This is a genomic window from Oerskovia sp. PE-21s, assembly GCF_056158145.1.
The window spans coordinates 47,931-71,783 of the sequence record NZ_JBUXJM010000010.1; the positions used below are offsets into that span (position 1 = coordinate 47,931).

Annotated in this window: 21 protein-coding genes; 15 read left to right on the plus strand and 6 right to left on the minus strand. The window is 72.7% G+C overall.

What is annotated here, in order from left to right; genetic code table 11:
- The first annotated feature begins 26 nt into the window (after positions 1–26).
- Positions 27–980, plus strand: a complete 954-nt coding sequence (gene miaA, locus ACZDYF_RS17145; RefSeq protein WP_400275079.1) for a tRNA (adenosine(37)-N6)-dimethylallyltransferase MiaA — start codon at positions 27–29, stop codon at positions 978–980.
- The gene (locus ACZDYF_RS17150) at positions 977–1,957 is read left to right on the plus strand and encodes a diaminopimelate epimerase (RefSeq protein WP_475060205.1); all 981 of its coding nucleotides are present in this window, start codon (positions 977–979) and stop codon (positions 1,955–1,957) included. The genes miaA and ACZDYF_RS17150 overlap by 4 nt, the downstream gene beginning before the upstream one ends.
- A 74-nt stretch (positions 1,958–2,031) precedes the next feature.
- On the opposite strand, the gene ACZDYF_RS17155 is transcribed toward ACZDYF_RS17150, so the two are convergent.
- Complete coding sequence (locus ACZDYF_RS17155) at positions 2,032–2,715, minus strand: class I SAM-dependent methyltransferase (protein WP_475060210.1); 684 nt, start codon at positions 2,713–2,715, stop codon at positions 2,032–2,034.
- A gap of 235 nt (positions 2,716–2,950) precedes the next feature.
- Between ACZDYF_RS17155 and hflX the strand changes: the two genes are divergently transcribed.
- From hflX to ACZDYF_RS17170, 3 genes are all read left to right on the plus strand, one after another.
- Entirely contained in the window at positions 2,951–4,480 is a 1,530-nt protein-coding gene (gene hflX, locus ACZDYF_RS17160; protein ID WP_191790646.1) for a GTPase HflX, read from the plus strand.
- A 91-nt stretch (positions 4,481–4,571) separates the two neighbouring features.
- Positions 4,572–6,629: an ATP-dependent DNA helicase gene (locus ACZDYF_RS17165; RefSeq protein ID WP_307824049.1), complete on the plus strand. Its 2,058-nt coding sequence runs from the start codon at positions 4,572–4,574 to the stop codon at positions 6,627–6,629.
- A gap of 78 nt (positions 6,630–6,707) precedes the next feature.
- Positions 6,708–7,661, plus strand: coding sequence for an L-lactate dehydrogenase (locus tag ACZDYF_RS17170; protein ID WP_318243733.1), 954 nt, complete (start codon positions 6,708–6,710; stop codon positions 7,659–7,661).
- A gap of 113 nt (positions 7,662–7,774) precedes the next feature.
- On the opposite strand, the gene lexA is transcribed toward ACZDYF_RS17170, so the two are convergent.
- Entirely contained in the window at positions 7,775–8,524 is a 750-nt protein-coding gene (gene lexA, locus ACZDYF_RS17175; RefSeq protein ID WP_475060226.1) for a transcriptional repressor LexA, read from the minus strand.
- A 312-nt stretch (positions 8,525–8,836) separates the two neighbouring features.
- Between lexA and ACZDYF_RS17180 the strand changes: the two genes are divergently transcribed.
- Positions 8,837–9,214 carry a LysM peptidoglycan-binding domain-containing protein gene (locus ACZDYF_RS17180; protein WP_475060234.1) on the plus strand — a complete coding sequence of 126 codons (378 nt, stop codon included), beginning with the start codon at positions 8,837–8,839 and terminating at the stop codon, positions 9,212–9,214.
- 433 nt (positions 9,215–9,647) lie between these two features.
- Positions 9,648–10,184 carry a transcriptional regulator NrdR gene (gene nrdR / locus ACZDYF_RS17185; protein ID WP_191790649.1) on the plus strand — a complete coding sequence of 179 codons (537 nt, stop codon included), beginning with the start codon at positions 9,648–9,650 and terminating at the stop codon, positions 10,182–10,184.
- 39 nt (positions 10,185–10,223) lie between these two features.
- Here the strand turns inward: nrdR and ACZDYF_RS17190 are convergent, their stop codons facing one another.
- Positions 10,224–11,300: an aldo/keto reductase gene (locus ACZDYF_RS17190; protein ID WP_475060246.1), complete on the minus strand. Its 1,077-nt coding sequence runs from the start codon at positions 11,298–11,300 to the stop codon at positions 10,224–10,226.
- Between the two features lie 112 nt (positions 11,301–11,412).
- On the opposite strand from ACZDYF_RS17190, the gene ACZDYF_RS17195 reads away from it, so the two are divergent.
- Positions 11,413–11,604: a DUF5302 domain-containing protein gene (locus ACZDYF_RS17195; protein WP_191790651.1), complete on the plus strand. Its 192-nt coding sequence runs from the start codon at positions 11,413–11,415 to the stop codon at positions 11,602–11,604.
- Between the two features lie 102 nt (positions 11,605–11,706).
- Here ACZDYF_RS17195 and serA read toward each other — a convergent pair whose 3' ends face one another.
- Together serA and ACZDYF_RS17205 are read right to left on the minus strand one after the other, a co-directional pair.
- Complete coding sequence (serA, locus tag ACZDYF_RS17200) at positions 11,707–12,906, minus strand: phosphoglycerate dehydrogenase (RefSeq protein ID WP_475060252.1); 1,200 nt, start codon at positions 12,904–12,906, stop codon at positions 11,707–11,709.
- 72 nt (positions 12,907–12,978) lie between these two features.
- Positions 12,979–15,213 carry a HelD family protein gene (locus ACZDYF_RS17205; RefSeq protein ID WP_475060517.1) on the minus strand — a complete coding sequence of 745 codons (2,235 nt, stop codon included), beginning with the start codon at positions 15,211–15,213 and terminating at the stop codon, positions 12,979–12,981.
- A 318-nt stretch (positions 15,214–15,531) separates the two neighbouring features.
- Here ACZDYF_RS17205 and ACZDYF_RS17210 point away from each other — a divergent pair, with 318 nt between their 5' ends.
- The 5 genes from ACZDYF_RS17210 (at position 15,532) to ACZDYF_RS17230 (ending at position 20,794) form a co-directional block, all read left to right on the plus strand.
- Positions 15,532–16,857 (plus strand): PP2C family protein-serine/threonine phosphatase, encoded by a 1,326-nt coding sequence (locus ACZDYF_RS17210; RefSeq protein WP_475060257.1) that lies wholly within the window; start codon positions 15,532–15,534, stop codon positions 16,855–16,857.
- The gene (locus ACZDYF_RS17215) at positions 16,854–18,587 is read left to right on the plus strand and encodes a sensor histidine kinase (RefSeq protein WP_475060264.1); all 1,734 of its coding nucleotides are present in this window, start codon (positions 16,854–16,856) and stop codon (positions 18,585–18,587) included. The genes ACZDYF_RS17210 and ACZDYF_RS17215 overlap by 4 nt, the downstream gene beginning before the upstream one ends.
- Positions 18,588–18,711: 124 nt before the next feature.
- Positions 18,712–19,152, plus strand: coding sequence for a response regulator (locus ACZDYF_RS17220; protein ID WP_030150524.1), 441 nt, complete (start codon positions 18,712–18,714; stop codon positions 19,150–19,152).
- A gap of 177 nt (positions 19,153–19,329) precedes the next feature.
- Positions 19,330–20,277, plus strand: coding sequence for a proteasome assembly chaperone family protein (locus tag ACZDYF_RS17225; protein ID WP_475060269.1), 948 nt, complete (start codon positions 19,330–19,332; stop codon positions 20,275–20,277).
- 313 nt (positions 20,278–20,590) lie between these two features.
- Positions 20,591–20,794 carry a cold-shock protein gene (locus tag ACZDYF_RS17230; RefSeq protein WP_030150522.1) on the plus strand — a complete coding sequence of 68 codons (204 nt, stop codon included), beginning with the start codon at positions 20,591–20,593 and terminating at the stop codon, positions 20,792–20,794.
- An 80-nt stretch (positions 20,795–20,874) separates the two neighbouring features.
- Here the strand turns inward: ACZDYF_RS17230 and ACZDYF_RS17235 are convergent, their stop codons facing one another.
- The gene (locus tag ACZDYF_RS17235; protein ID WP_475060278.1) at positions 20,875–21,984 is read right to left on the minus strand and encodes a spermidine synthase; all 1,110 of its coding nucleotides are present in this window, start codon (positions 21,982–21,984) and stop codon (positions 20,875–20,877) included.
- A 127-nt stretch (positions 21,985–22,111) separates the two neighbouring features.
- Here ACZDYF_RS17235 and ACZDYF_RS17240 point away from each other — a divergent pair, with 127 nt between their 5' ends.
- Positions 22,112–22,558, plus strand: a complete 447-nt coding sequence (locus tag ACZDYF_RS17240) for an SAV_6107 family HEPN domain-containing protein (RefSeq protein ID WP_204808589.1) — start codon at positions 22,112–22,114, stop codon at positions 22,556–22,558.
- A 22-nt stretch (positions 22,559–22,580) separates the two neighbouring features.
- Positions 22,581–23,840, plus strand: coding sequence for a DNA polymerase IV (gene dinB / locus ACZDYF_RS17245; protein ID WP_475060286.1), 1,260 nt, complete (start codon positions 22,581–22,583; stop codon positions 23,838–23,840).
- The last annotated feature ends 13 nt before the right edge of the window (positions 23,841–23,853 follow it).

Genomic DNA, 23,853 nt, shown 5'->3' on the forward strand with positions numbered 1-23,853 from the left:
GCAGGATCGCCGGGTACGGTTCTCGGATGCTCATCGTCGCCGTCGTCGGCCCCACCGCGACCGGGAAGTCGGACCTCGCCCTCGACCTCGCGCAGGCCCTGGCCCCTGCCGAGATCGTCAACGCCGACGCCTACCAGCTCTACCGCGGCTTGGACGTCGGGACCGCGAAGGTGCCCGTCGACGAGCGGCGGGGGATCGTCCACCACCAGCTCGACGTGCTCGACCCCACGAAGGACGCGTCGGTCGCCGACTACCAGGCCGCGGCCCGCGCCGACCTCGACGCGATCGTCGCGCGCGACGCCCGCCCGGTCGTGGTGGGCGGGTCGGGGCTGTACGTGCGCGCACTCCTCGACGAGATGAACTTCCCCGGCACGGACCCGGACGTCCGCGTCCGGCTCGAGGAGCGCGCCGAGCGGGAGGGGACCAGGGCCCTGCACGCCGAGCTCGCCCGGCTGGACCCCGCGGCCGCGACGTCGATCGGCCCGTCGAACACCCGGCGCATCGTGCGGGCGCTCGAGGTCATCACGATCACGGGCGAGCCCTTCACGGCGAACCTGCCGCGCCAGGAGTACGTCCGCCCGGCCGTGCAGATCGGGCTCGACTGCGACCGCGAGACGCTCGACGCACGCGTCGCGGGGCGCGTCGAGCGCATGTGGGAGCAGGGGCTCCTCGAGGAGGTCCGGGGGCTCGCGCCACGGCTCGGCCGCACCGCGGCCCGCGCGGTCGGTTACGCGGAGGTGCTCGCGCACCTGCGCGGGGAGATCTCGGCCGACGAGGCGCGCGAGCAGATCACCGCGAACACGCGCCGGCTGGCGCGCAAGCAGATGGGGTGGTTCGGCCGCGACCCGCGCGTGCACTGGCTCGACGCGCAGTCGCCCACGCTGCTCGCCGACGCGCTCGAGATCGTCCGGGCCGCCGACGACGGCACCCTGGACGCGCGCACGGACGACCGGCCGACGCGCCGTAGTCTGGGCTCATGAGCCCCACGCCGCCCCGTGACAAGACCCGTTTCGCCAAGGGCCACGGGACCCGCAACGACTTCGTCCTGATCGCCGACCTCGAGGGCAGCCGCGACCTCGACGCCGACCAGGTCCGGGCGCTCGCGGACCGCCGGTCCGGGATCGGCGGCGACGGAGTGATCCGCCTCGTCCCCACGGCCTACGTGCCCGAGTCCGCGCAGGTCCTCGCGGAGGACCCCGACGCGATCTGGTTCATGGACTACCGCAACGCCGACGGCTCGATCGCCGAGATGTGCGGCAACGGGGTGCGGGTCTTCGCGGCCTTCGCCGAGCGGCTCGGGCTCGTGGACCTCGCCGCCGAGGCCCGGCCCGGGGCCGACGACGCCCAGGAGGCGCTCTCCGCTTCCCGCGTCCTCGCGGTCGGCACCCGCGCGGGCGTCAAGTACGTGCGCAAGGAGGCGAACGGCTGGTACGCCGTGGACATGGGTCCGTGGTTCCTGCCGGGCGGACGCACGGCGCTCGACGAGGGCTTCGACGCCGCGGTCGCGATCTCGGGCTGGGAGGTCCCGCGCCCCGCGCTGAGCGTCGACCTGGGCAACCCGCACACGGTCCTCGCGCTGCCGCAGGAGGACGAGCTCGAGGCCGCCGACCTCACGCAGGCACCGACCGTCTCGCCCGAGCCCCCGCACGGCACCAACGTCGAGCTCGTCGTCCCGCTCGGCGAGGAGGTCTCGGTCGACGGGACGGTCGTCGGTCGGCTGCGCATGCGTGTGCACGAGCGCGGCGTGGGCGAGACCGAGTCCTGCGGGACGGGTGCGTGCGCCGCGGCGCTCGCGGTCCGCGCGTGGGGTGGGCCGTCCTCGCCCGACGTGTGGCTCGTGGACGTGGCGGGCGGCACGGTGCGCGTGACCGCGCTCGAGGGTGGCCGCGTCGAGCTCGCGGGCCCGGCCGAGATCGTGTTCGGGGCGGAGATCGACCTGGCGGCCTTCTCCCGCTGACCGCGGCGCTGGCCACGGCACCTCCGAGCACCGTGACGGGGCCCGACGGCGTCGCGCACCGGTGCGCTCGGCGCTCAGCCGGCGCGCGCGACCTCGAGGACGCGGAACCCCTTGGCGCTCGCGAGCTTGCTCACCGACAGCTCGTCCTCGAGGTGCTCGTCGAGCCAGGCCATGAGCGAGTCCGCGCCGAGGTTGCGCTGCACCACGAGGTAGGCCTCGGCGCCGGGCTCGAGGCGCGGCAGCCAGTGCAGCAGCATGTCGTGCAGCACGTCCTTGCCGACCCGGATGGGCGGGTTGGACCAGATCGCGGCAAACCGGACGTCCTCGGGGACGTCCTCGGGGCGGACCGCTCGCACGTTCTCCAGGCCGAGGCGGGCGGCGTTGCGTCGCACCAGGTCGAGCGCGCGCTCGTTGACGTCGACGGCCCAGACGGTCGCGCCGGGCGCCTCGAGCGCCATGGTCAGTGCGACCGGGCCCCAGCCGCAGCCGAGGTCCAGGAGGTGAGCGGCGCCGTCGGGCCCGGGCGTCACGGGCGGCAGGTCCGGGACCGAGCGCAGGAGGACCTGCGTGCCGAGGTCGAGCCGCCCGGGCGAGAAGATGCCGGACGCGACCTCGACCGTGACCTCGCGACCCGCGAGCCGGACCGTGAGCTCGCGGCGCTCCTCGGCGGACGCGGGCTGCGCCGTGAAGTAGTGGTCGGGGGAGGGCTCGGGCGTCGTGCCGGGCGTCGCGTCGGCAGGCAGATCGGGTGGCGTCACGAGGACAGATCCTATCGGCCGGTCCCCGGCCGCCGTGGTGGCCCGTCCTCCCGGGCGGCCGGTCGGCGCTGCGCCGTGAGACGAAACGCGGCCACGCAGGGCGAATTGGTTCGCGTCGGGACGATCCGGCGTGCCACGCTTGTTGTACGACATGCCGACCGGAGCGACTCCGGTCGGACCGACCGGCCCAGGTCGCACGGACCCGGTGCCCGGACCCTCAGCTGAAAGGCGGCCCATGACCCAGACCCCCGCGAACCCCACCCCTGAGACCGAACCGGAGACCGCGCGCCCCGAGCGCGACATCGCCGGGGACGTCGTGGCACGGGTGCTCGCACGGGCGGGTACCGCGCGCGCCGAGGGAGGCACCCAGCACTCCGTCTACGACGGGGAGCAGCTCGAGCTCGCCGAGCGCACCGCGCTGCGACGGGTCGCCAACCTGTCGACCGAGCTCGAGGACGTCACCGAGGTCGAGTACCGGCAGCTGCGGCTCGAGAAGGTCGTGCTCGTGGGCCTGTACAGCGGCAGCGGCGAGGCCGCGGCGACCGAGGCCGAGGTCTCGCTGCGCGAGCTCGCGGCTCTCGCGGAGACGGCGGGCTCCCAGGTCCTCGACGGCGTGCTCCAGCGCCGGCAGAAGCCGGACCCCGGCACCTACCTCGGCTCGGGCAAGGCCGAGGAGCTCGCGTCCGTCGTGGCGGTGAGCGGCGCGGACACCGTCGTGATCGACGGCGAGCTCGCCCCCTCGCAGCGCCGTGCGCTCGAGGACATCGTCAAGGTCAAGGTCGTCGACCGGACCGCGCTGATCCTGGACATCTTCGCCCAGCACGCGAAGTCCCGGGAGGGCAAGGCGCAGGTCGAGCTCGCGCAGCTCGAGTACCTCCTCCCGCGTCTGCGTGGATGGGGTGAGTCGATGTCCCGGCAGGCCGGTGGCCAGGTGGGCGGGGCGGGCGCAGGCATGGGCTCGCGCGGCCCCGGTGAGACCAAGATCGAGCTCGACCGGCGCCGCATCCGCGACCGCATGACCAAGCTGCGCCGCGAGATCGCCGCGATGGCGCCGGGCCGCGAGACCAAGCGGTCCTCGCGCAAGCGCCACGCCATCCCGTCGGTCGCGATCGCGGGCTACACCAACGCCGGCAAGTCGAGCCTCCTCAACGCCCTCACGGGCGCGGGCGTGCTCGTCGAGAACGCCCTGTTCGCGACCCTCGACCCCACGGTCCGCCGCGCGCAGACCGAGGACGGGCGCGTGTACACGCTCGCCGACACGGTCGGGTTCGTGCGGTCCCTGCCGCACCAGCTCGTCGAGGCGTTCCGCTCGACGCTCGAGGAGGTCGGCCAGGCCGACCTGCTGCTCCACGTCGTCGACGCGTCGCACCCCGACCCCGAGGGGCAGATCGCGGCCGTCCGCCACGTGCTGGCCGACATCCCCGGCATCGACCAGGTGCTCGAGGTCGTCGTGCTGAACAAGGTCGACGTCGCGGACCCTGACGTCGTCGCACGCATCCGGGGGCGCGAGCGCCGCACGATCCTCGTCTCGGCGCACACCGGGCAGGGGATCGAGGACCTGCTCCAGCTCATCTCCGACGAGCTGCCGCGCCCCGACGTCTCGATCGACGTCGTGGTGCCCTACCACCGCGGCGACCTGGTCAACCGCGTGCACCTCACGGGCGAGATCGACCTCGAGGAGCACGTCGAGACCGGGACGCGCCTGCTGGGCCGGGTCGACGAAGGGCTCGCGCTCGAGCTCAACGCGGTCGCGGTCCGGGCCTGAGGTCGCGTCCGCCGGACCGGGCACGCGCCTGGCCCGGCGGAACCACGGGGGCGCGCCCGGCCGTGTCGGTGGCCCCACGTAGACTTCCGGGGTGCCCGAGGAGACCACCACCACCCTGACCACGGGCCCCGCGACCCCCGACGTCGAGGAGCTGCTCGACCTCGCCGTCGGCGCGCTGGGCGGCGGCCGCCGCGCAGGCCAGCACCAGATGGCCGTGAACGTCGCGCGGACGATCGACGGCTCGGGCGGCCCCGACCACCTGCTGGTCCAGGCCGGGACGGGCACCGGCAAGTCGCTCGGTTACCTCGTGCCCGCCGTCCGCCACGCAGTGTGCGAGGACGAGCGCGTCATCGTCTCGACCGCGACCCTCGCCCTCCAGCGTCAGATCATCACGCGCGACCTGCCACTCGTGGCCCAGGCGGTCGCGGACCGGTTGCCGCGTCCACCACGCATTGCGCTCCTCAAGGGCTGGCACAACTACCTGTGCCAGCACAAGATCGAAGGCGGCTACCCGGCCGACGAGCCCACGTTGTTCGACCTGCCCACGGGCGGCGAGCGGGCGGGCGTCGCCGAGCACCCTGCACCTGGAGCGGCGTCGGGGGCCGCGGCTCTGGGAGAGCAGGTCGTGCGGCTGCGCGAGTGGGCGCAGGAGACCACGACCGGGGACCGGGACGACCTCGTCCCGGGCGTCTCCGACAAGGCCTGGCGGCAGGTCTCGGTCACGGCGCTCGAGTGCCTGGGCGCCAAGTGCCCCCTCATCGACGACTGCTTCCCCGACCAGGCGCGCACGAGCGCGCGTGAGGCCGACGTCGTCGTGACCAACCACGCGATGCTGGGCATCGCCGCGTCGGGATCGCCCGGTGTGCTGCCCGAGCACGGCGTCGTCGTCGTCGACGAGGCCCACGAGCTCAGCGACCGCGTCACGGCCGCCGCGACCGCGGACCTGTCGGTGCCCATCATCGAGCACGCCGCTCGCCTCGCCCGCCGCCACGGAGGGGTCCAGACCACCGACCTCGACCTCGCGACCGGGGCGTTCGGGACCGTCGTGACCTCGCTCCCCGCGGAGCGCTTCCCCGACGGCCTGCCCGACGACGCGCGCTCGGCCGTCGCGGCCGTCCGTGACGCGGCCCGCACCGTGCTGAGCGCGCTCAAGCCCGACACCTCGGGGGGCCCGGGGGCCCAGCCGGACACCGGGATGAAGATGGCCCAGGCGACCATGCTCCAGGTCTTCGAGATCGCCGAGCGCATGGCCCAGGACCCCACGGGGCACGACGTCCTGTGGTGCTCGCGCGCGGGCGACGACGGACGGTGGAGCGGGGACGGCGTGAGCAAGCTGCACGCCGCGCCCCTCGCGGTCGCAGGCCTCATCCGCACGCACCTCCTGACCGAGCGCACGGGCGTCTTCACGTCGGCGACGCTCGCACTCGGCGGCACGTTCGACCCCGTGGCCCGCTCGCTGGGCCTCGACGACGACGGCGCCACCTGGACCGGCGTGGACGTCGGCAGCCCGTTCGACTACCCCCAGCAGGGCATCCTCTACATCGCCAAGCACCTGCCGCAGCCCGGCCGGGAGGCCGCCACGGACGGACAGCTCGACGAGATCGCCGACCTCATCACCGCCGCAGGCGGCCGCACCCTCGGGCTCTTCTCGTCGCGGCGAGCGGCGCTCGCGGTCGCGGAGGCCATGCGCGAGCGCCTCGACGTCCCGATCCTGTGCCAGGGCGACGACCAGCTCCCGACGCTCGTCAAGGAGTTCGCCGCGGACCCCGCGACGTGCCTGTTCGGCACGCTCTCGTTGTGGCAGGGCGTGGACGTCCCCGGGCCGAGCTGCCAGCTCGTCCTGATCGACCGGATCCCCTTCCCGCGGCCCGACGACCCGGTGAAGTCGGCCCGCGCGAGAGCGGTCGAGGCCGCGGGCGGCAACGGCTTCATGCAGGTCTCGGCCAACCACGCCGCGCTGCTGCTCGCGCAGGGCGCCGGACGGCTCATCCGGTCGACGGCCGATCGAGGCGTCGTCGCTGTCCTCGACCCGCGTCTGGCGACCGCTCGCTACGGCTCGTACCTCACGAAGTCGATGCCGGACTTCTGGACCACGACGGACCGACGTGTCGTCCTCTCTGCGCTCGAGCGCCTGTCCGCCCTAGGCTGAGACCTGGTAGTCCACGCGACGGACGTCGTGACGCTCGTGCAGCGACCGACGTCCGGTGCTCAACGTCCAGGAGGCACAGTGCCCGCCCGTACCACCAAGCTCGCGATCGTCGGCGCAGGTTCCGTCGGATCGACCCTCGCCTACGCGGCGCTCATGCGTGGAGCCGCTCACACCGTGAGCCTGCTCGACATCAACCGGACCAAGGTCGAGGCCGAGGTCCTCGACCTCCAGCACGGCATCCAGTTCATGCCCATGGCCAAGGTCGAGGGCTCCGACGACGTGGCGGTGTGCGCCGACGCGGACGTCGTGGTCTTCACCGCCGGGGCCAAGCAGAAGCCCGGGCAGACACGGCTGGACCTCGCCGAGGCGACGATCTCCCTCGTGCGCAAGATCCTGCCCGGCCTCGTCGAGGTGGCGCCCAACGCCGTCTACATCATGGTGACCAACCCGGTCGACGTGGTCACGTACGCGGCCCTCAAGTACTCGGGACTGCCGCCGAACCAGCTCTTCGGGAGCGGCACGGTCCTGGACTCCTCGAGGCTGCGGTTCCTCGTCGCGCAGCACTGCGGCGTCGCGGTCCAGAACGTGCACGCGTACATCGCCGGAGAGCACGGGGACAGCGAGATCCCGCTCTGGAGCTCGGCGACGATCAGCGGGGTGCCGCTGCTCGAGTGGCAGGGGCTCAAGGGTCGGGGACCGCTCACGGCCGAGGTGCGCGAGGACATCGCGCACGAGGTCGTGCAGTCGGCCTACCGCATCATCGAGGGCAAGGGCGCCACGAACTACGCCGTCGCGCTCGCCGCGACCCGCATCATCGAGGCCGTCCTCGACGACGAGCACCGGGTCCTGCCGGTGTCCTCGCTCCTCGAGGACTTCCACGGGATCAGCGACGTCTGCCTCTCCGTCCCCTCGCTGCTCGAGCGGCGTGGCTGCGGTGAGCGGATCGAGGTCCCGCTGTCGGACCACGAGCTCGCGGGCCTCCGGGCGTCCGCGGACTCGGTGCGCGCCGTCGCCAAGAGCTTCGGACTGTAGTCGTCCCCCCGGTGCCCGTGACGGGCGCCGGGCACGACGAAGGGGACGGCCCACCGGGCCGTCCCCTTCGTCGTGCTGAGCGCCGGTCCCTGGGGGCCGGCGGGACGCTGTGCTCAGAGGCTCCGCAGGACCGAGACGACCCGGCCGAGGATCTGGGCGTCGTCCCCCGAGATGGGCCGGTACGCCGCGTTGTGCGGCATGAGCCACACGTGCTTGTCGATGCGCTTTAACGTCTTGACGGTCGCCTCGCCGTCGATCATCGCGGCGACGATCTCGCCGTTCTCGGCGACGGGCTGGCGACGGACCACGACCCAGTCGCCGTCGCAGATCGCGGCGTCGATCATCGAGTCACCGGCCACGCGCAGCAGGAAGAGCTCGCCGTCGCCGACGAGCTGGCGGGGGAGGGGGAACACGTCCTCGACGACCTGCTCGGCCAGGATGGGACCACCGGCGGCGATGCGTCCCACGACGGGGACGTACGACGGCGTGGGGCGCTCGGGTGAGTCCTCGGTCGTGTCGATGCCCTCGACGCGCGGGAACGCGCTGCCGGGAAGCGCTGCGATGGACCGCGCGTCGTCGTGCTGGACGACCTCGATCGCGCGGGGGCGGTTGGGGTCGCGACGCAGGTAGCCCTTGCGCTCGAGCGTCGTGAGCTGGTGCTTGACGCTCGACGGGCTCGTCAGGCCGACGGCCTCGCCGATCTCGCGCATGCTCGGCGGGTAGCCCCGCTGGTCGACCGACGCGCGGATCGTCTCGAGCACGAGCCGCTGGCGCGGTGTGAGACCGTCCCCGCCCGTCGTGCCGTCGGGCAGCTCGTGCACCTTCGCGAGCCTGCCCGTGGTGTCGGCCACCCGTCCCGCCATCGTCGTCTCCGCCCTGCTCGGCCGTCTCGGTCCCTGTCCTGCGGAGGGGCGCCGCGAGCGGCACCGGCTCCTGAGCGTGGCCGCGGCGATCTCGTCAGCCCGGGGGCGAGACGTCCCACCCCCAGGCGTCCGACATATCGGACGACCAGTACTCGAACAGCGTAGGTCACGCGGCGACACGAATCAAACACATGTTCGAGCATGTCTCGACACCGGCGCCCGACGGTGATAGAAATCGTACAGATGTTCGACGAACAGGTGTTCGAAGCGACCGGGGAAGGCGGTTCGGGCGCCACGGACGAAGGAGTGGCTATGAGTGCGATCACCGCGATGGGCGCGACGGACGGGTGGCGTGTCGAGCGTCGTCCTCAGGGTCAGGCCGAGGCTCCGCTGCGGCTGACCACGCGAGGCCGTGTCGTCCTGGTACTGCTCGTCGCGACGGCCCTCGCACTCGGGGCCCTGTGGGGCGCCCGTGCGGTGGCGTCCGGCCCCGGCGAGCCGGTCGAGGTCCGGATCCACGTCGTCGAGGCGGGGGAGACCTTGTGGCAGCACGCGTCCGCCCTGGCATCGGGCGGCCGGGACGTGCGAGACGTGATGGCGGAGCTCGCCGAGCTCAACAACCTCTCGTCGACCGGGCTCCAGGTCGGGCAGCAGCTCCTGCTGCCGGTCGACCCCGACTTCGCGCGCTGACCGGTCGAGGGTTCCGTGCCGCTCAGGCGTCGGCAGCCCTTCGGCCCGGGGTGATGCTGCCCTCGCTGTGAGGGCCCGTGCCCGGAGGGCTTGCGCAATCGCATTAGGTTCCCCTAAGTTAGTGCTGCCTCACCAACCCGGCTGGGGGGTCGGTCGGTGAGGAGGGGGCGCGCCAGCGCGTCTCCGCAGTTGCGTCGACGTTCGCGAGGCGAGTCGCGGACGTGAGATGGGGACGGGGGCGTCCCGACGGAGGTGGCCGATCATCGGCCACCTCCGTTCTCATGTGTGTGCTGACCGGCGTGTGGAACGCGTCGTGCTGTCTCGTCGTGGCGGGGCGCCTTGCGCCTCGTCAGGGTCGAGACATAGGTTCGGGACGCACCGTCCGTGGCGACCGCCACGGAGCACTCGCGCAGACCCACAGGAGTACCGCCTCATGCACTGTCCGTTCTGTCGGCACGCGGACTCCCGGGTCGTCGACTCGCGGACCTCCGACGACGGTGCCTCGATCCGTCGTCGCAGACAGTGCCCTGCCTGCAACCGCCGCTTCACGACGATCGAGACGGCGAGCCTGTCGGTCGTCAAGCGCTCTGGAGTGACCGAGCCGTTCAGCCGGGAGAAGATCGTGACCGGCGTGCGCAAGGCCTGCCAAGGGCGCCCGGTCAACGAGGACGACCTGGCGGTCCTCGCGCAGAAGGTCGAGGAGTCGCTCCGGGCCGGTGGTAGCGCGGAGCTGGACGCGTACGAGATCGGGCTGGCCATCCTCGGTCCCCTGCGGGAGCTCGACGAGGTCGCCTACCTGCGGTTCGCGAGCGTCTACCAGGCGTTCGACTCGCTCGAGGACTTCGAGTCGGCGATCAACTCCCTCCGGGCCGAGCGTGAGGAGCGCGAGGCGGCGTTCGGCGGTGCCGGGTCCGAGGCCGGCGCGACGGACGACGAGCCTGCGGCCGACGTGGTCCCGGATCGCGCCTGATCCCTCGCTCGGGACCAGCAGGCGGTCGCGAGGGCCCTGCTAGAGGTCGCTCGAGCGCGCCGCCCAGATGTTGATGCCGGTGTCCAGAGGTCGACGGCTCCCGTCGGGCGTGAGCTCGGTCGTCACGGCGTCGATCGCCGTGAGCTCGTCGGTCGTGAACGGCGGCGCGTCGAGGGCCGAGAGGTTGTCGTCGACCTGCGCCGTGGTCCGGGCCCCGACGAGGACCGACGTGACACGCGGGTCGCGCAGCGTCCAGGCGACCGCCGTCCGGGCGAGCGGCTCGCCGCGGCCGGCCGCGACGTCGCGCAGCGCGCGGATCCGGGCCAGGTTCTCCGGGGCGAGGTGCTCGGGCCGCAGCGACACCGAGCGAGCCGCGCGCGAGTCGGACGGTACGCCGTCGAGGTACCGGTCCGAGAGCATGCCCTGGGCCAGCGGCGAGAAGGCGATCAGTCCGGTGCCCGAGTCGCCGGCGACGTCGAGCAGGCTGCGTCCGCTCGCGTCGGGCACCTCGATCCACCGGTTCAGCATCGAGTACGACGGCTGGTGCAGCACCAGGGGCAGGCCGAGGTCGTCGGCGACCGCGAGGGCCTCGGTCGTACGCCTCGCCGAGTACGAGGAGACGGCCGCGTACGTGGCCCGGCCCGAGGACACCGCCGTGGCGAGTGCACCGATCGTCTCCTCGAGCGGCGTGGTGGGATCGAACCGGTGGGAGTAGAAGACGTCCACGTGGTCGGTGCCGAGTCGGCGCAGCGACGCGTCGAGCGACGACAGCAGGTACTTGCGCGAACCGCCCTCGCCGTAGGGCCCTGGGCCCATGCGGTAGCCCGCCTTGGTCGAGATCAGGAGCTCGTCGCGATGCCCTCGGAGATCCGAGGCCAGCAGGCGCCCGAAGGCAGCCTCTGCGGACCCGGGCGGCGGCCCGTAGTTGTTCGCGAGGTCGAAGTGCACGACCCCCCGCTCGTAGGCGTGCAGGACCAGCTCGCGCTGCGCGGAGAAGGGCGTCGACTCCCCGAAGTTCTGCCAGAGGCCGAGGGAGAGGCGGGGCAGGACGAGGCCGGAGCGTCCGGCACGGGCGAAGGGCATCCCGGAGCCCGGCTCCGGCGCTTTGTGCGACATGTCTCGACCGTACCCGGTGGTATTCGCTGGCGTTACCTCGCCGGGTGCGACAGGCTGGGGCACGGGAGCGCCCGACGGCGCGCCTGATCCACCGAGAGAAGGAGGCCCGCCGATGACGACGTCCAAGGACGAGACACCCGCGACCACGCCCAGCGAGGACGCCAAGGCGAAGTTCCGCGAGGCGCTCGACCGCAAGAACGCCGCGAGCCACCGCACTGCGGACGGCGGCTCGAACACGGGCTCCGTCCACGGGTCGGAGACCGTCGGACCTGTGCAGCGCACGTTCCGCCGCAAGTCCGGCTGAGTGGCGGCCGGGAACCCGCAAGGTTCCCCCGCACCTGCACGACATGAGGAAGGGGACCAGCCCGGCGGGCTGGTCCCCTTCCTCATGTCCCGCGGGCTGCGGTCAGGACAGCACGCGCAGCTTGACGGTCGCGTCCATGGCCTGCAGCTCCTCGATGGCCGCGGGCAGCAGTTCCGCGCCGACGTCGGTCACCACGTAGCCGAGCTCGCCACGCGTCGCGAGCATCTGGCCCTCGATGTTCGTGCCGTGCTCGGCGAGGACCGCGTTCACGGCCGCGAGCACGCCCGGGGTGTTGCGGTGCAGGTGGGCGATCCGGCTGACGCCCGTGCTCTGCTCGAGCGCGAGGTTCGGCATGTTGACGCTGAGGGTCGTCGACCCGGTCGCGAGGTAATCGCGGAGCTTCCCGGCGACGAACTGGCCGATGGACTCCTGCGCCTCCTCGGTCGAGCCGCCGATGTGCGGGGTGAGGATGACGTTCGGCAGGCCGCGCAGCTCCGAGTCGAAGTGGTCGCCGCGCTTCTTGGGCTCCTCGGGGAACACGTCGATGGCTGCGCCCGACAGGTGCCCGGAGAGGATCGCCTCGCGCAGCGCGACGGTGTCGACGACGAAGCCGCGCGAGAGGTTGAGCAGGATCGAGCCCTGGCGCATGCGCGAGAGCTGCTTCTCGCCGAACAGGCCGGCGTTGCCACCGCGCCCGTCGACGTGGAGCGTGACGACGTCGGCCGTCTCGAGGAGCTCGTCGAGGCTGTCCATGCGGCGCGCGTTGCCCAGGGCGAGCTTCTCGGCCGTGTCGTAGAAGACGACCGACATGCCCAGCGCCTCGGCGACCACCGAGAGCTGCGTGCCGATGTTGCCGTACCCGATGATGCCCAGGGTGCGGCCGCGGACCTCGTGGGCGCCCTCGGCGGACTTGTCCCAGATGCCCTCGTGCAGCGCGCGGTCGCGCTCGGTCAGGCGGCGGGTCAGCGCGATGATCTCGGCGAGCGCGATCTCGACGACCGAGCGTGTGTTCGAGAACGGCGCGTTGAAGGTCGCGACGCCGTGCGACGCCGCGGCCTTGAGGTCGATCTGGTTGGTCCCGATGCAGAACGCGCCGATCGCGATCAGGTCCGGGGAGGACTCGATCACGCGGGCCGTGACGTTGGTCTTGGACCGGATACCGAGGATGTTCACACCCTCGAGGGCCTCGATCAGCTCGGACTCGTCCATGGCCCCGGTGCGCACGGTCACGTCGATACCGGCGGACTCGAGGATCGAGGTGGCGAGGGGGTGCAGGTTTTCAAGGAGGAGGGCGCGTAGCACGTGTCTATGGTGCGCCGAGTTGGTGCGAGCACCAAACGAGTCTTGTCCCTCGGACGACGCGATCTCCTCCGGTCAGTCGGCGAAGCCCTGGGGGAGGGGGCGTGAGTGCACCACCACGAGCCGCTGCGTCGGGCGGGTCATCGCGACGTAGAGCTCGGACGCCCCGGAGGTCGCCGCGAGGACGTCGGCGGGCTCCAGCAGGACGACCGCATCGAACTCGAGCCCCTTGGCCTGGGTCGGGCTCAGGACCGTGAGCGCGGCTCCCAGGGCGCCCTCGACCTCGGCCGCGGAGCCGGTGAGCAACGGGTCGGTCAGGTGGACGCGGGTCAGGTGCTCGCGCACGTCCGTCAGCCGGTCCGCCGGCGCGACGACCGCGACCCGGCCTGCGCCGTCGGGCCCGACGAACTCCGCCAGGGCCGACCGGACCCGGGCGGCCACCTCGGCCAGCGGGTCCTCCCCGCCCGCGACGGGGGCCAGGACGATCGCTCCCGGGACGTCTCGTGCCGAGGTGAGCGAGGACGTCGGGAGACGGTGGGCCGCGGCGAACCGCTGTGCGGTGTCGGCGATCTGCGTGGGTGTGCGGTAGTTGACCGTGAGCGTCGCGAGGCGCCACGAGCTGCGCAGCAACGGGTCGAGCATGCTCGCCCACGACCGTGCTCCCGCGAGCGAGGACGTCTGGGCGACGTCGCCGACGATGGTCATCGACCGGGTGGGGCAGCGCCGCACCAGGGCCCGCCACGCCATCGCGGACAGCTCCTGCGCCTCGTCGACCACGACGTGCGCGTAGGTCCACGTGCGGTCCTGGGCCGCGCGCTCGGCCGTGGTCAGGCGAGAACCGCCCCCCGCGAACCGGTCGGCGAGGATCTCCGCACCGACGATCCCGCCGCCGGCACCGGACGACTCGAGGACCTGCCGTGCGTAGTCGAGGCTGGCCGCCCGTTCGGCAGCCTCGGCCTTGGCCTGGGCGCGTGCGGCCTGGTCGTCCTCGCCCAGGAGCTCCGCGGCCTCGTCGAGGAGCGGCACGTCCGCCGGGGTCCACGGGGAGCCCTTGGGGCGCACGAGCGCCGCACGGTCCGCGCGCGACATGTCGGGCGCGGCCTCGGCGAGGCGGTGCGGCTTGACGAACAGGTCCTCGATCAGGCGTTCGGGCGTCAGGGGCATCCAGGCGAGGTTGAGCGCGATCCGGATCTCTCGCTGGCGCCGCAGGTCGTCGATCACCTCGGCCCGCTCCTCGGGCGCGACCGGCCCGCCGAGCTCTGCGAGGTACTGGTCCGCGAGCCGACCCAGCATCTCGCGCACGAACGGGACGCGCGCGAGGTTGTGCGGCTTGTGCGTGCGGTGGGCCTTCGCGATCGCGTCGCGCACGTCGGAGCGGCGGATCACGAGATCGTGGCCGTCGATCCGCAGGTGCTGGTCCGCGGCGGGCACGCGCTGGCGTGCGCGGACCGCGCGCTGCACGACCTTGGCCCACGACGCGCGCCCCTTGATCCGGGCGACCTCGGGCGACTCCTCCCCGTCCGCGACGAGCCCCGGCAGGAGCTCGGAGATGGTCGTGCTCACGACGCCCGTCTCACCGAGCGAGGGCAGGACCTGGTCGATGTAGTGCAGGAAGGACAGGCTCGGCCCGACGAGGAGCACGCCCGAGCGTTCGAGCAGGCGGCGGTGGGCGTACAGCAGGTAGGCCGCCCGGTGCAGCGCCACGGCCGTCTTGCCCGTCCCGGGGCCGCCCTGGACCACGAGCGCCCCGGCGAGCTCCGAGCGGATGATCGCGTCCTGCTCGGCCTGGATCGTGGCGACGATGTCGCCCATGCGGCTCGTGCGCCCGGCCGCCATGGCCGCGAGCAGCGCGCCCTCGCCCGAGAGGTTCGAGTCGGCCGCGGCGCCCGAGGAGAGGTCGAGGACCTCGTCCTCGACGCCCGTGACCGAGCGCCCCTTGGTCACGAGGTGGCGGCGGCGACGAACGCCGTCCGGGTGGGCCGCCGTCGCGCGGTAGAACGACTGCGCGGCAGGTGCGCGCCAGTCCGTGAGGATCGACGCGTGGTCCTCGTCGGACAGGCCGATGCGCCCGACGTACCGGGTCGCGCCGTCGTCCAGGTCGAGACGACCGAACGCGAGCCGGTCCTCGACCGCCTCGAGCTGGGCGAGCCGGTCCTCGTAGAGGGTCGCGAAGGCGTCGCGCTCGCTGCGGTTCTGCGGAGAACCCGAGGGGCCCGACCGGCGCACGCCGGCGAGCCGTGAGCGGGTCGAGGCACGCAACTCGTCGAGTCGGGCGTAGAGCGTGTCGACGACGACCTGCTCCCTGCTGATCTCGTGCCGACGGTCCGGCGTCGGGGCGTCCCGCTCCGGCCGGACCTGCTCGTCGGTGGTCGGCGCCCCGCTCGTCCGGTCGCTCGTCTCGCGCACGCTGTTCCGTCCTGTCGTCTCGTCCCTCGCGGTCCGCTCGCGCACCCCGCGACGCAGCCGTCCATTATTGCCGATCCAGGGCGCCCCGGTCGCCATCGACGTCGTGCGTGGACACGCTCTCCCGCCACGCCCGGGACCGTGCGGCGGGGACCCCGCCTCCCAGCACGAGACGCCCGCGTCCTCTACGATCGGGAACCATGGCGACTGTCGGAGGCGCGCGTCGTGGTGACTGAGCCCTTGTCGCCCCGTCCGGAGGGAGGGGCTCCGGGGGTCCTGTCCCCGGAGGACCTCCTGCGCGTCCTGCTGGTCGAGGACGACGACGGGGACGCGATCCTCGTCGAAGAGCTCCTCGACGACGCCCGGGTCAAGGTCGAGCTGCACCGCGCACGGAGCCTCGACGTGGCCCTCGAGATGCTGCGCCTGCACGACGTGCACTGCGTCCTGCTCGACCTCGGTCTCCCGGACGCCGTCGGGCTCTCCGCCGTCGAGCGGCTCCAGTCCCGCCAGGACCCGCCCGCGCTGGTCGTGCTCACCGGGCACACCGGGATCGACCTCGGGGTCCAGGCCGTCGCGGCGGGCGCGGACGACTACCTGGTCAAGGGAGAGGTGGACGGCGACCTCCTGGGGCGCTCGGTCCGCTACGCCGTCCAGCGCCGTCGCTCCAAGGAGCAGCAGCGCGCGCTCTACCGCAGCGAGGTGCGCGCGGCCGAGACCGCCCGGCTCGAGCACGCCCTGCTGCCCAAGCCGCTCGTGACCGACGAGTCGATCGCCGTGATGGTGGGCTACATCCCCGGCGGCAACGGCCTGCTGGGCGGAGACTTCTACGACGCCGTGGAGCGCCCCGACGGACGGGTCCTGTGCCTGATCGGGGACGTCGCGGGGCACGGCCCGGACGAGGCGGCGCTCGGCGCGACCCTGCGCACCGCGTGGCGCACCCTCGTCCTGTCGGACGTCGACCCTGCCGAGATCCTTCCCCTCGTCGAACGGGTCCTGATCCCGGAGCGAGCCAGGCCCGAGGTCTTCGTGACCCTCTGCCAGGTCGTCATCTCGCCGGACCGCACCGGCGTGGACCTCTTCCTCGCGGGACACATGTCCCCGCTGCTCCTGCAGGACTCCTGCACGGAGCTTCCGACGACCTCGCGCGGCCGGGCGCTCGGCATCCCCGTCACGGGCGGGTGGCGCGCCGAGCGCGTCCCGCTCGAGGCTCCCTGGGCGCTCATGCTCTACACCGACGGCCTGATCGAGGCGACCCTCGCCGAGGACGCACAGGCCACCACGGGCGCAGGGACCGACGTGCCCCCCGTCGGGGGCACGCCCGGGCGACGGGAACGCCTCGGCGTCCACGGTCTCGTCGCGGCCGTCGACACCGAGCTCGCGCACGGTGGGGAGGGACTCGTCGAGAGGCTCTTCCGACGGGTGCGAACCCTGCACGGCGGGCCCCTCGCGGACGATGCCGCGGTGCTCGTGATCGGATGGGGCGGCCCGGACCAGGACACGCGGGGCGAGCGGACCGCGACGCTCGCCGACTCCGACGAGTGGTCGCAGTGAGCGGACCGACCTCGACCGGACCGGTCGACGCGCCCGGGACCGCGCCCCTCGACGATCCGGCACCGGAGGGGCCCGCGCCCGACGCGCCGCCGCCTGGAGCGGCGCCTGAGGCACCCGAGGCGCTGGACGAGGCGACCACCACCGAACCTCCCTCGGGTCCGTCGCTGCGGCGCCGGCTCGGCCGGCTCCTGGCGCTCGCCGCAGCGATCCTCCTCGCGGTGGTCTGCCTCTCGGTCGTCGCCCTGGTCAACGTCGTGCGCTACCAGGACGAGGTCACGAACCCGTACTTCACCGCCGTCACGCAGGCCGACAGCGCGTACGTGACCCTGATCGACGCCGAGTCCTCGGTCCGGGGCTACCTGGCCACGGGTACAGCCCTGAGCCTCGAGGCCTTCGAACGCTCGCTCGAGAACGAAGGAGCCGGCGCGATCCACGACGACCTCACGGCCGAGCGCGTCACGAGGTTGCCGCAGGTCGCGACGGCGCTCGACCACGCGACCCGAGCCGTCCAGGACTGGTCGTCCGGGTACGCGGTACCGATGGTCGAGAAGGTGCGGCAGGACGGCCCGGACGCGGTCACGACCGACGAACGGCTCGAGGGTGCCCGACTCTTCGAGCAGGCCCGCACCGCGACGCGGGAGTACATCTCGGTGCTGCGCGAGGTCCGGGAGGAGAAGGTCCGATCCCTCGAGATCTGGACGCAGGTGCTGTTCGGCTCGGTCGTCGTGCTCGTCGTCGCCGCGATCCTCGTCGGGGGGTTCCTCTGGAGCGTGCTCAAGCGCTGGATCACCGACCCCGTCACGACGCTCGCCCACCAGGTCCGCGTCGTGAGCGACGGGAACCTGCGCCAACCCGTCGCCGTCCAGGCACCGGGAGAGATCGGGGCGCTCGCGGTCGACGTCGAGCACATGCGCCGAGAGCTCGTGAGCCAGGTCGCGGAGATCCGCTCGTCGCACGAGGAGGTCGAGCACTCGCACGAGATGCTCGCGGCGCAGGCGCAGGAGCTGGCGCGCTCCAACCGCGACCTGGAGCAGTTCGCGTACGTGGCCTCGCACGACCTGCAGGAGCCGTTGCGCAAGGTCGCGTCGTTCACCCAGCTCCTGCAGAAGCGGTACGGGGGGCAGCTCGACGACCGCGCCGACCAGTACATCGAGTTCGCGGTCGACGGCGCGAAGCGCATGCAGCGTCTCATCCAGGACCTGCTGGGTTTCTCGCGCGTCGGGCGCACGGGGACCGAGAGGGGGCCCGTGGACCTCGAGAAGTCCTTCGCCGTGGCGCTCTCCGACCTCGAGGAGAAGATCGCGACGACCGGCACGAGCGTGACCCACGACCCCCTGCCCACGGTGCGCGGGGAGCGGGCGCTGCTCGAACAGCTCTTCGTCAACCTCGTCGGCAACGCGATCAAGTTCCGTGACCCCGAGCGTCCCCCCGTGGTGCACGTCGCGGTCCGCTCGCTCGACACCGCCTGGGAGTTCGCGGTGTCCGACAACGGGATCGGCATCGACGCGCAGTACGCGGAACGGGTCTTCGTGATCTTCCAGCGCCTGCACCCCAAGGACGTCTACGAGGGGACCGGGATCGGTCTGGCGCTGTGCAAGCGGATCGTCGAGTACCACGGGGGCAGGATCTGGATCGAGCAGACCCCGGGAGGTGGCACGACGGTCCGGTTCACGATCGCGCACCAGTACGACCCGGTCGGGGCCGCCCCGTCCGCGTCGTCGGCGGGGTGAGGACCGACCGCGTCGCTCGCCCGTCGGCGCGCGCAGCCGCGCCCGGACGTCTCGCGTCGACTAGGCTCACGGCGTGGCTCCGGAGGACCGGGGCCCGACGACGAGGAACGGCGCGGTGGACGACATGAGCAACGGGCACAAGGTGATCGACGTCCTGCTGGTCGAGGACGACCCCGGTGACGTGCTCATGACGCGTGAGGCCTTCGAGGACCACAAGGTCACCAACCGTCTCTCGGTCGTCAGCGACGGCGTGAGCGCGATGGCGTTCCTGCGCAAGGAGGGGGAGTACGCCGACGCCCCGACGCCCGACCTGATCCTGCTCGACCTGAACCTGCCGCGCATGGACGGTCGCGAGGTGCTCGGCGAGCTCAAGTCCGACCCTGCGCTGCGTCAGATCCCGGTGGTCGTGCTGACGACGTCGGAGGCCGAGGAGGACGTCGTGCGGTCGTACTCGCTGCACGCCAACGCCTACGTGACCAAGCCGGTCGACTTCGACCGGTTCATCGACGTCGTGCGTCAGATCGACGACTTCTTCGTCACGGTCGTCCGGCTGCCCGCTCGCTGAGCGCGCCCCGCGGTCGCGCGCCGGGGTGCCCGGCCCGTACGCGAGAGCCCCCAGGCCAGCGTGCCGGGAAGCATCGGGCGGCCCCCGGTGTTGTCGTGATCGAACCGCCCGAGAACCGTGCCGGCACCGCCCGGCCGACGACCTGGGCGGGCGAGGACGACGACGGAGGAGCATCTGGTGTTGGACCCACGAGAGATCTACGAGGTGGACGAGGCCGCTGTGGCGCGCGTCCTGCCGGCGGCGACGGGGGCGCAGGGAGAGGTTGCCGTCCGTGCGACGGGCCCGGTCATGCTGCACTCGGTCCGCGGGTTCGTGGACGCGGGGACGGCCGGCGAGCTCGCGGTCGAGCACCTGCTCGAGGAGTTCGAGGTCACGCGGTTGGTCACGTTCGACGTGGACCAGCTCCTGGACTACCGCTCGAAGCGCGTGACGATGGTGTTCGACGCTGACCGGTGGGCGTCGTACGACGAGCCGTTCCTCGCGATCGACCACCTGCGGGACGCCGAGGGCACGGGCTTCCTGCTCCTGCACGGCATGGAGCCGGACCTGCAGTGGGAGCGCGTGGTCGCCGCGCTGCGCGAGCTGGTGAACCGGTTCGACGTGTCGCTCGTCGTGGGCTTCCACGGCATCCCCATGGGCATCCCGCACACGCGTCCGCTGTCGGTGACGGCGCACGCGACGCGCCGCGAGCTCATCGAGGACCACACGTCGTGGTTCGGCACGGTCAAGGTCCCGGGCTCGCTGGCTTCGCTGCTCGAGCTGCGCCTGGGCGAGTCGGGTCACGACGCGATGGGGTTCACGGTGCACGTGCCGCACTATCTCGCCCAGTCGCCGTTCTCGCCCGCGGCCGTGGTGGCGCTCGAGAACGTCCAGCGGTCGACCGGCCTGGACCTGCGGGTCGCGGCGCTCACGGCGGGCGCCCAGGAGGCGGTGGCTGAGGTCGAGCGGCAGATGGCCGAGTCGGAGGAGGTCACGGCGGTCGTGCGCGCGCTCGAGGAGCAGTACGACGCGTTCGCGCGCTCGGTGGGCCGCACGAGCCTGCTCGCAGAGTCGGCTCCCATTCCGACTGCTGACGAGCTCGGGGCCGAGTTCGAACGTTTCCTTGCCCAGCAGACGGGGGAGTGACGGCCGCTCGCGGAGGTTCTGCGGAGGTTGTGCGGACGAATCACGGTATTTCGTCGGCGCTTGACGTGGCGAACTTCACCTTCACCGTGCAAAACTAAGTCTCGTTGCAGTGACGTGCTCGAGACATGCCTTCGCGTGAACCGGTATCGGCGCAGCAGGATCCCGGTCCGCCGAGGTCGTGCCAGTCCAACCGGCGGTCGCCACGACCGGACCTCGCGGAGCGCGTCGCGGGTCCGCGTGGCTGCGGCTCGATGAACGGACGAAGGGTTCGTTCGCGGATGTCCCCGCATGGACAGAAGGTACGAGGAACAGCATGGCGCAGGGTTCTGTGAAGTGGTTCAACGCTGAGAAGGGCTACGGGTTCATCGCCCAGGACGGCGGCGGCGCCGACGTCTTCGTCCACTACTCCGCGATCGAGGCCCAGGGCTACCGGTCGCTCGAAGAGGCTCAGCGGGTCGAGTTCGAGATCACCCAGGGTCCCAAGGGCCCGCAGGCGGAGAACGTCCGCCCGCTCTGATCTCCCTGATCGTGTGCCGACTCTCGCGGGTCGGTGTCGGAGGCCGTACCCCCGCCAGGGGGTGCGGCCTCCGTGCTGCGTCAGCCCTTCCCGTGCCCGACGACGTCGCGTCCGTCCGCGTTCGCCGCACCCGCGGGCGTGGCGTCGGCGGGCGGGAGCGACGGCTCCGGGTCCGTGGGCGGGCCGGGCACCGGTGGGTCCTCGAGCGGTGCCGCCGTGCCGGCGAACCGGCGTGCTTCCTCGCCCGTGAGCAGCGTGGCCGGGACCGGCAGGCTGCGCAGCGTGCGTGCGAGCCCAGCGTCGCGCAGGTCGAGCCCTGCCGGGGCCGAGGTGTCGGACGGGCCGGCCACGGTGGGGGCCGCGCCGCGGACGGCGACCAGGACGAGGTTCCCGTAGCGGCGCCCCTTGAGCTGTCCCGGTTCGGCGATCAGACCCACCTCGTCCCAGACGTCCCGGTCGGTCGAGCCGCTCGCGGCGAGGGCGGAGACGGACGTGGCGAGCTCGGCCCGCGCGAGGGCGAGCGGCGGGCGGTCGGCGCAGTTCGCGAGGTAGAGGCCGCCGGGGCGCAGCACGCGCAGGACGTCGCGCACGAAGGCCGTCGTCGTGACGTGCTCGGGGGTGGTGTCCCCCGCGAAGACGTCGCGCACGACGACGTCCGCGCTCGCGTCCGCCAGCGTCGCGAGCTCCGCGCGAGCGTCGCCGGCGCGCAACCGCAGGCGGGGCGCACGGGGGAGCGCGAACCACTCGCGCACGCGCGTGACGAGGTCGGCGTCCAGGTCGACCGCGACCTGGCGGGAGTCGGGGCGCTCGTGCTCGACGTACCGGGCGAACGTGCACCCGGCGGCTCCCAGGTGGACGACCCGCAGGGGGCCGGGCGGGAGCGCGGCGAGGACCGCCGCCATCTGCTGCATGTACTCGAACGTGAGAAGACCCGGGTCGGCGAGGTCCAGGTGCGAGCTCGGCACCCCGTTGACCAGGAGGGTGACGCCCGTGCTGCCGTCCGGGTCCGGCACCAGCCGGGCGGTGCCCGTCGAGGTGCGGAGCTCCTCGGTGGGCAGGTCGCGGGTGGTCTCTGCGCCCTGCTGCCGCGCGCCTGCGCGGCCGCGGCGCGACGGCGGGACGGTCTCTGTGGGTGGGGAGGTGGATGCTGAGGAACGACGGGACGAGCGCCCGGTGGTCTTGCGGCCCATGAGGTCAACCGTAGGGGGTGCGGGACCGCGGGTGCGTCGTCGTCGCCGGACCGCCGGGTCAACCGACCTGACCGAGCGGATTGACAGATTCGAACAGGTGTTCGATAGTTGGCATGGAGGTGTTCCGATGACCACACAGCACAGGGCGCTCCCGGGAGCGGGGGCCGTCGCTCCCGAGGTCGCGCGCCTCCTGGCTCGTGCCGACGCCGAGCTGGTCGCTGCCGGGCTCACGGCCGACCCTGCGGAGCGCTTCGTCCACTCGCACCTCGGGGCGCTGCGGTCCGCGGCCGCCGTGGTCGCGCTCCGTGGCAGGCCGTCCTCGCGGTCTCGCGCGCGGTCCGTCTGGGACATGCTCGCGCTCGTCGAGCCGGGCCTGTCAGGGTGGTCGGTCTACTTCGCGGGCGGGGCGCGGATCAGGGCCGCAGTCGACGCGGGGCGCTTCGACGCGGTCGAGGCGCACCAGGCCGACGAGATCATGGCCTGCGCCGAGGACTTCCGCGACGAGGTCGCCATGCTCGTCGACCCCGACGTCGGGTTCGTCCGCCATCCCTCCCTGCGGGTCGTGGCCTCGTGAGGCCCCTCGTGGCGGGCAGGCGATGAGCCGCGGCCCACGAGCCACGCAGGCTCGACGCGACTGGGGGGACGACGAGACGGGCTGCTCCATCCTGCACGTCGACATGGACGCCTTCTTCGCCTCGGTCGAGCTGACGCGCCGCCCGGAGCTGGTGGGGAGGCCCGTGATCGTCGGCGGGGCCGAGCGCAGCGTCGTCCTGGCGGCCACGTACGAGGCGCGCGAGTTCGGCGTCCACTCGGCCATGCCCATGGCGCTCGCCCGTCGGCTGTGCCCGCAAGCCGTCATCGTGCCTCCTGACCACCGGGCGTACCAGGACGCTTCGCGCGCGGTCATGGAGATCGTCCACGAGATCACGGCGCTCGTCGAGCAGATCAGCATCGACGAGGCGTTCCTCGACGTGAGCGGCGCCCGTCGCAGGCTGGGCGCGCCGACGTCCATCGCCCAGGGTCTGCGGGAGCGGGTCCGGCAGGAGGTCGGCATCACCTGCTCCGTCGGGATAGCCACGACCAAGTTCGTCGCCAAGCTCGCGTCCACGCACGCCAAGCCGGACGGCCTGATGCTGGTCCCGGCAACCTCGACCGTGCCCTTCCTGCGCACGCTGCCCGCAGGGGCTCTGTGGGGGGTCGGGGAGCGGACCGAGAAGACGCTCGCGGGATGGGGCATCACGACCGTCGCGGAGCTCGCCGACACCGACGTCGCGACGTTGCAGGCCGCGGTCGGGAAGGCGGCCGGTGCCCACCTGCACGACCTCGCCTGGGGTCGGGACCCCCGTCCCGTCGACCCCGGTCGTGCCGAGCAGAGCATCGGCGCCGAGACGACGTTCGCGCAGGACCTCTACGACTTCGCGGTCATCGGATCGGCCTTGCTGGGCCTCGCGGACCGGTGTGCGTCCCGCCTGCGCAGCCAGGGGTTCGTGGCGCGGACGGTGTCGGTGAAGGTCCGGACGGCAGACTTCCGCACGCTCACGCGTTCCCGAACGCTCGCTTCGCCCACCGACGTGGCGCAGGAGATCCACGCCGTGGCGCTCGAGCTCGCACGGGGCGTGGACCGACGTGGCCTGCCCGTGCGTCTCGTGGGTGTGCGTGCGGAGAACCTGGAACGTCGAGGCGCCTCGGTCGAACAGCCGACGCTCGAGGAGTCGGTGCAGGAGGCGTCCGGTGCGCAGCGCGAGGCCGAGCGGGCGCTCGACCTGATCCGCGACCGTTTTGGGGTGAATTCGATCGGCCCGGCGTCCACGCGACGGCGCTCGACTACCACCCGGGCAGATGTAGAACTATCCTGAGGGGGACACATAT

What these genes read in the sequence shown, in the direction of transcription:
- miaA (WP_400275079.1), top strand. Translation starts at nt 27, where the DNA reads ATGCTCATCGTCGCCGTCGTCGGCCCCACCGCGACCGGGAAGTCGGAC.
- ACZDYF_RS17150 (WP_475060205.1), top strand. Translation starts at nt 977, where the DNA reads ATGAGCCCCACGCCGCCCCGTGACAAGACCCGTTTCGCCAAGGGCCAC.
- hflX (WP_191790646.1), top strand. Translation starts at nt 2,951, where the DNA reads ATGACCCAGACCCCCGCGAACCCCACCCCTGAGACCGAACCGGAGACC.
- lexA (WP_475060226.1), bottom strand. Translation starts at nt 8,524, where the DNA reads ATGGCGGGACGGGTGGCCGACACCACGGGCAGGCTCGCGAAGGTGCAC.
- ACZDYF_RS17180 (WP_475060234.1), top strand. Translation starts at nt 8,837, where the DNA reads ATGAGTGCGATCACCGCGATGGGCGCGACGGACGGGTGGCGTGTCGAG.
- nrdR (WP_191790649.1), top strand. Translation starts at nt 9,648, where the DNA reads ATGCACTGTCCGTTCTGTCGGCACGCGGACTCCCGGGTCGTCGACTCG.
- ACZDYF_RS17190 (WP_475060246.1), bottom strand. Translation starts at nt 11,300, where the DNA reads ATGTCGCACAAAGCGCCGGAGCCGGGCTCCGGGATGCCCTTCGCCCGT.
- ACZDYF_RS17195 (WP_191790651.1), top strand. Translation starts at nt 11,413, where the DNA reads ATGACGACGTCCAAGGACGAGACACCCGCGACCACGCCCAGCGAGGAC.
- ACZDYF_RS17220 (WP_030150524.1), top strand. Translation starts at nt 18,712, where the DNA reads ATGAGCAACGGGCACAAGGTGATCGACGTCCTGCTGGTCGAGGACGAC.
- ACZDYF_RS17230 (WP_030150522.1), top strand. Translation starts at nt 20,591, where the DNA reads ATGGCGCAGGGTTCTGTGAAGTGGTTCAACGCTGAGAAGGGCTACGGG.
- ACZDYF_RS17235 (WP_475060278.1), bottom strand. Translation starts at nt 21,984, where the DNA reads ATGGGCCGCAAGACCACCGGGCGCTCGTCCCGTCGTTCCTCAGCATCC.
- ACZDYF_RS17240 (WP_204808589.1), top strand. Translation starts at nt 22,112, where the DNA reads ATGACCACACAGCACAGGGCGCTCCCGGGAGCGGGGGCCGTCGCTCCC.
- dinB (WP_475060286.1), top strand. Translation starts at nt 22,581, where the DNA reads ATGAGCCGCGGCCCACGAGCCACGCAGGCTCGACGCGACTGGGGGGAC.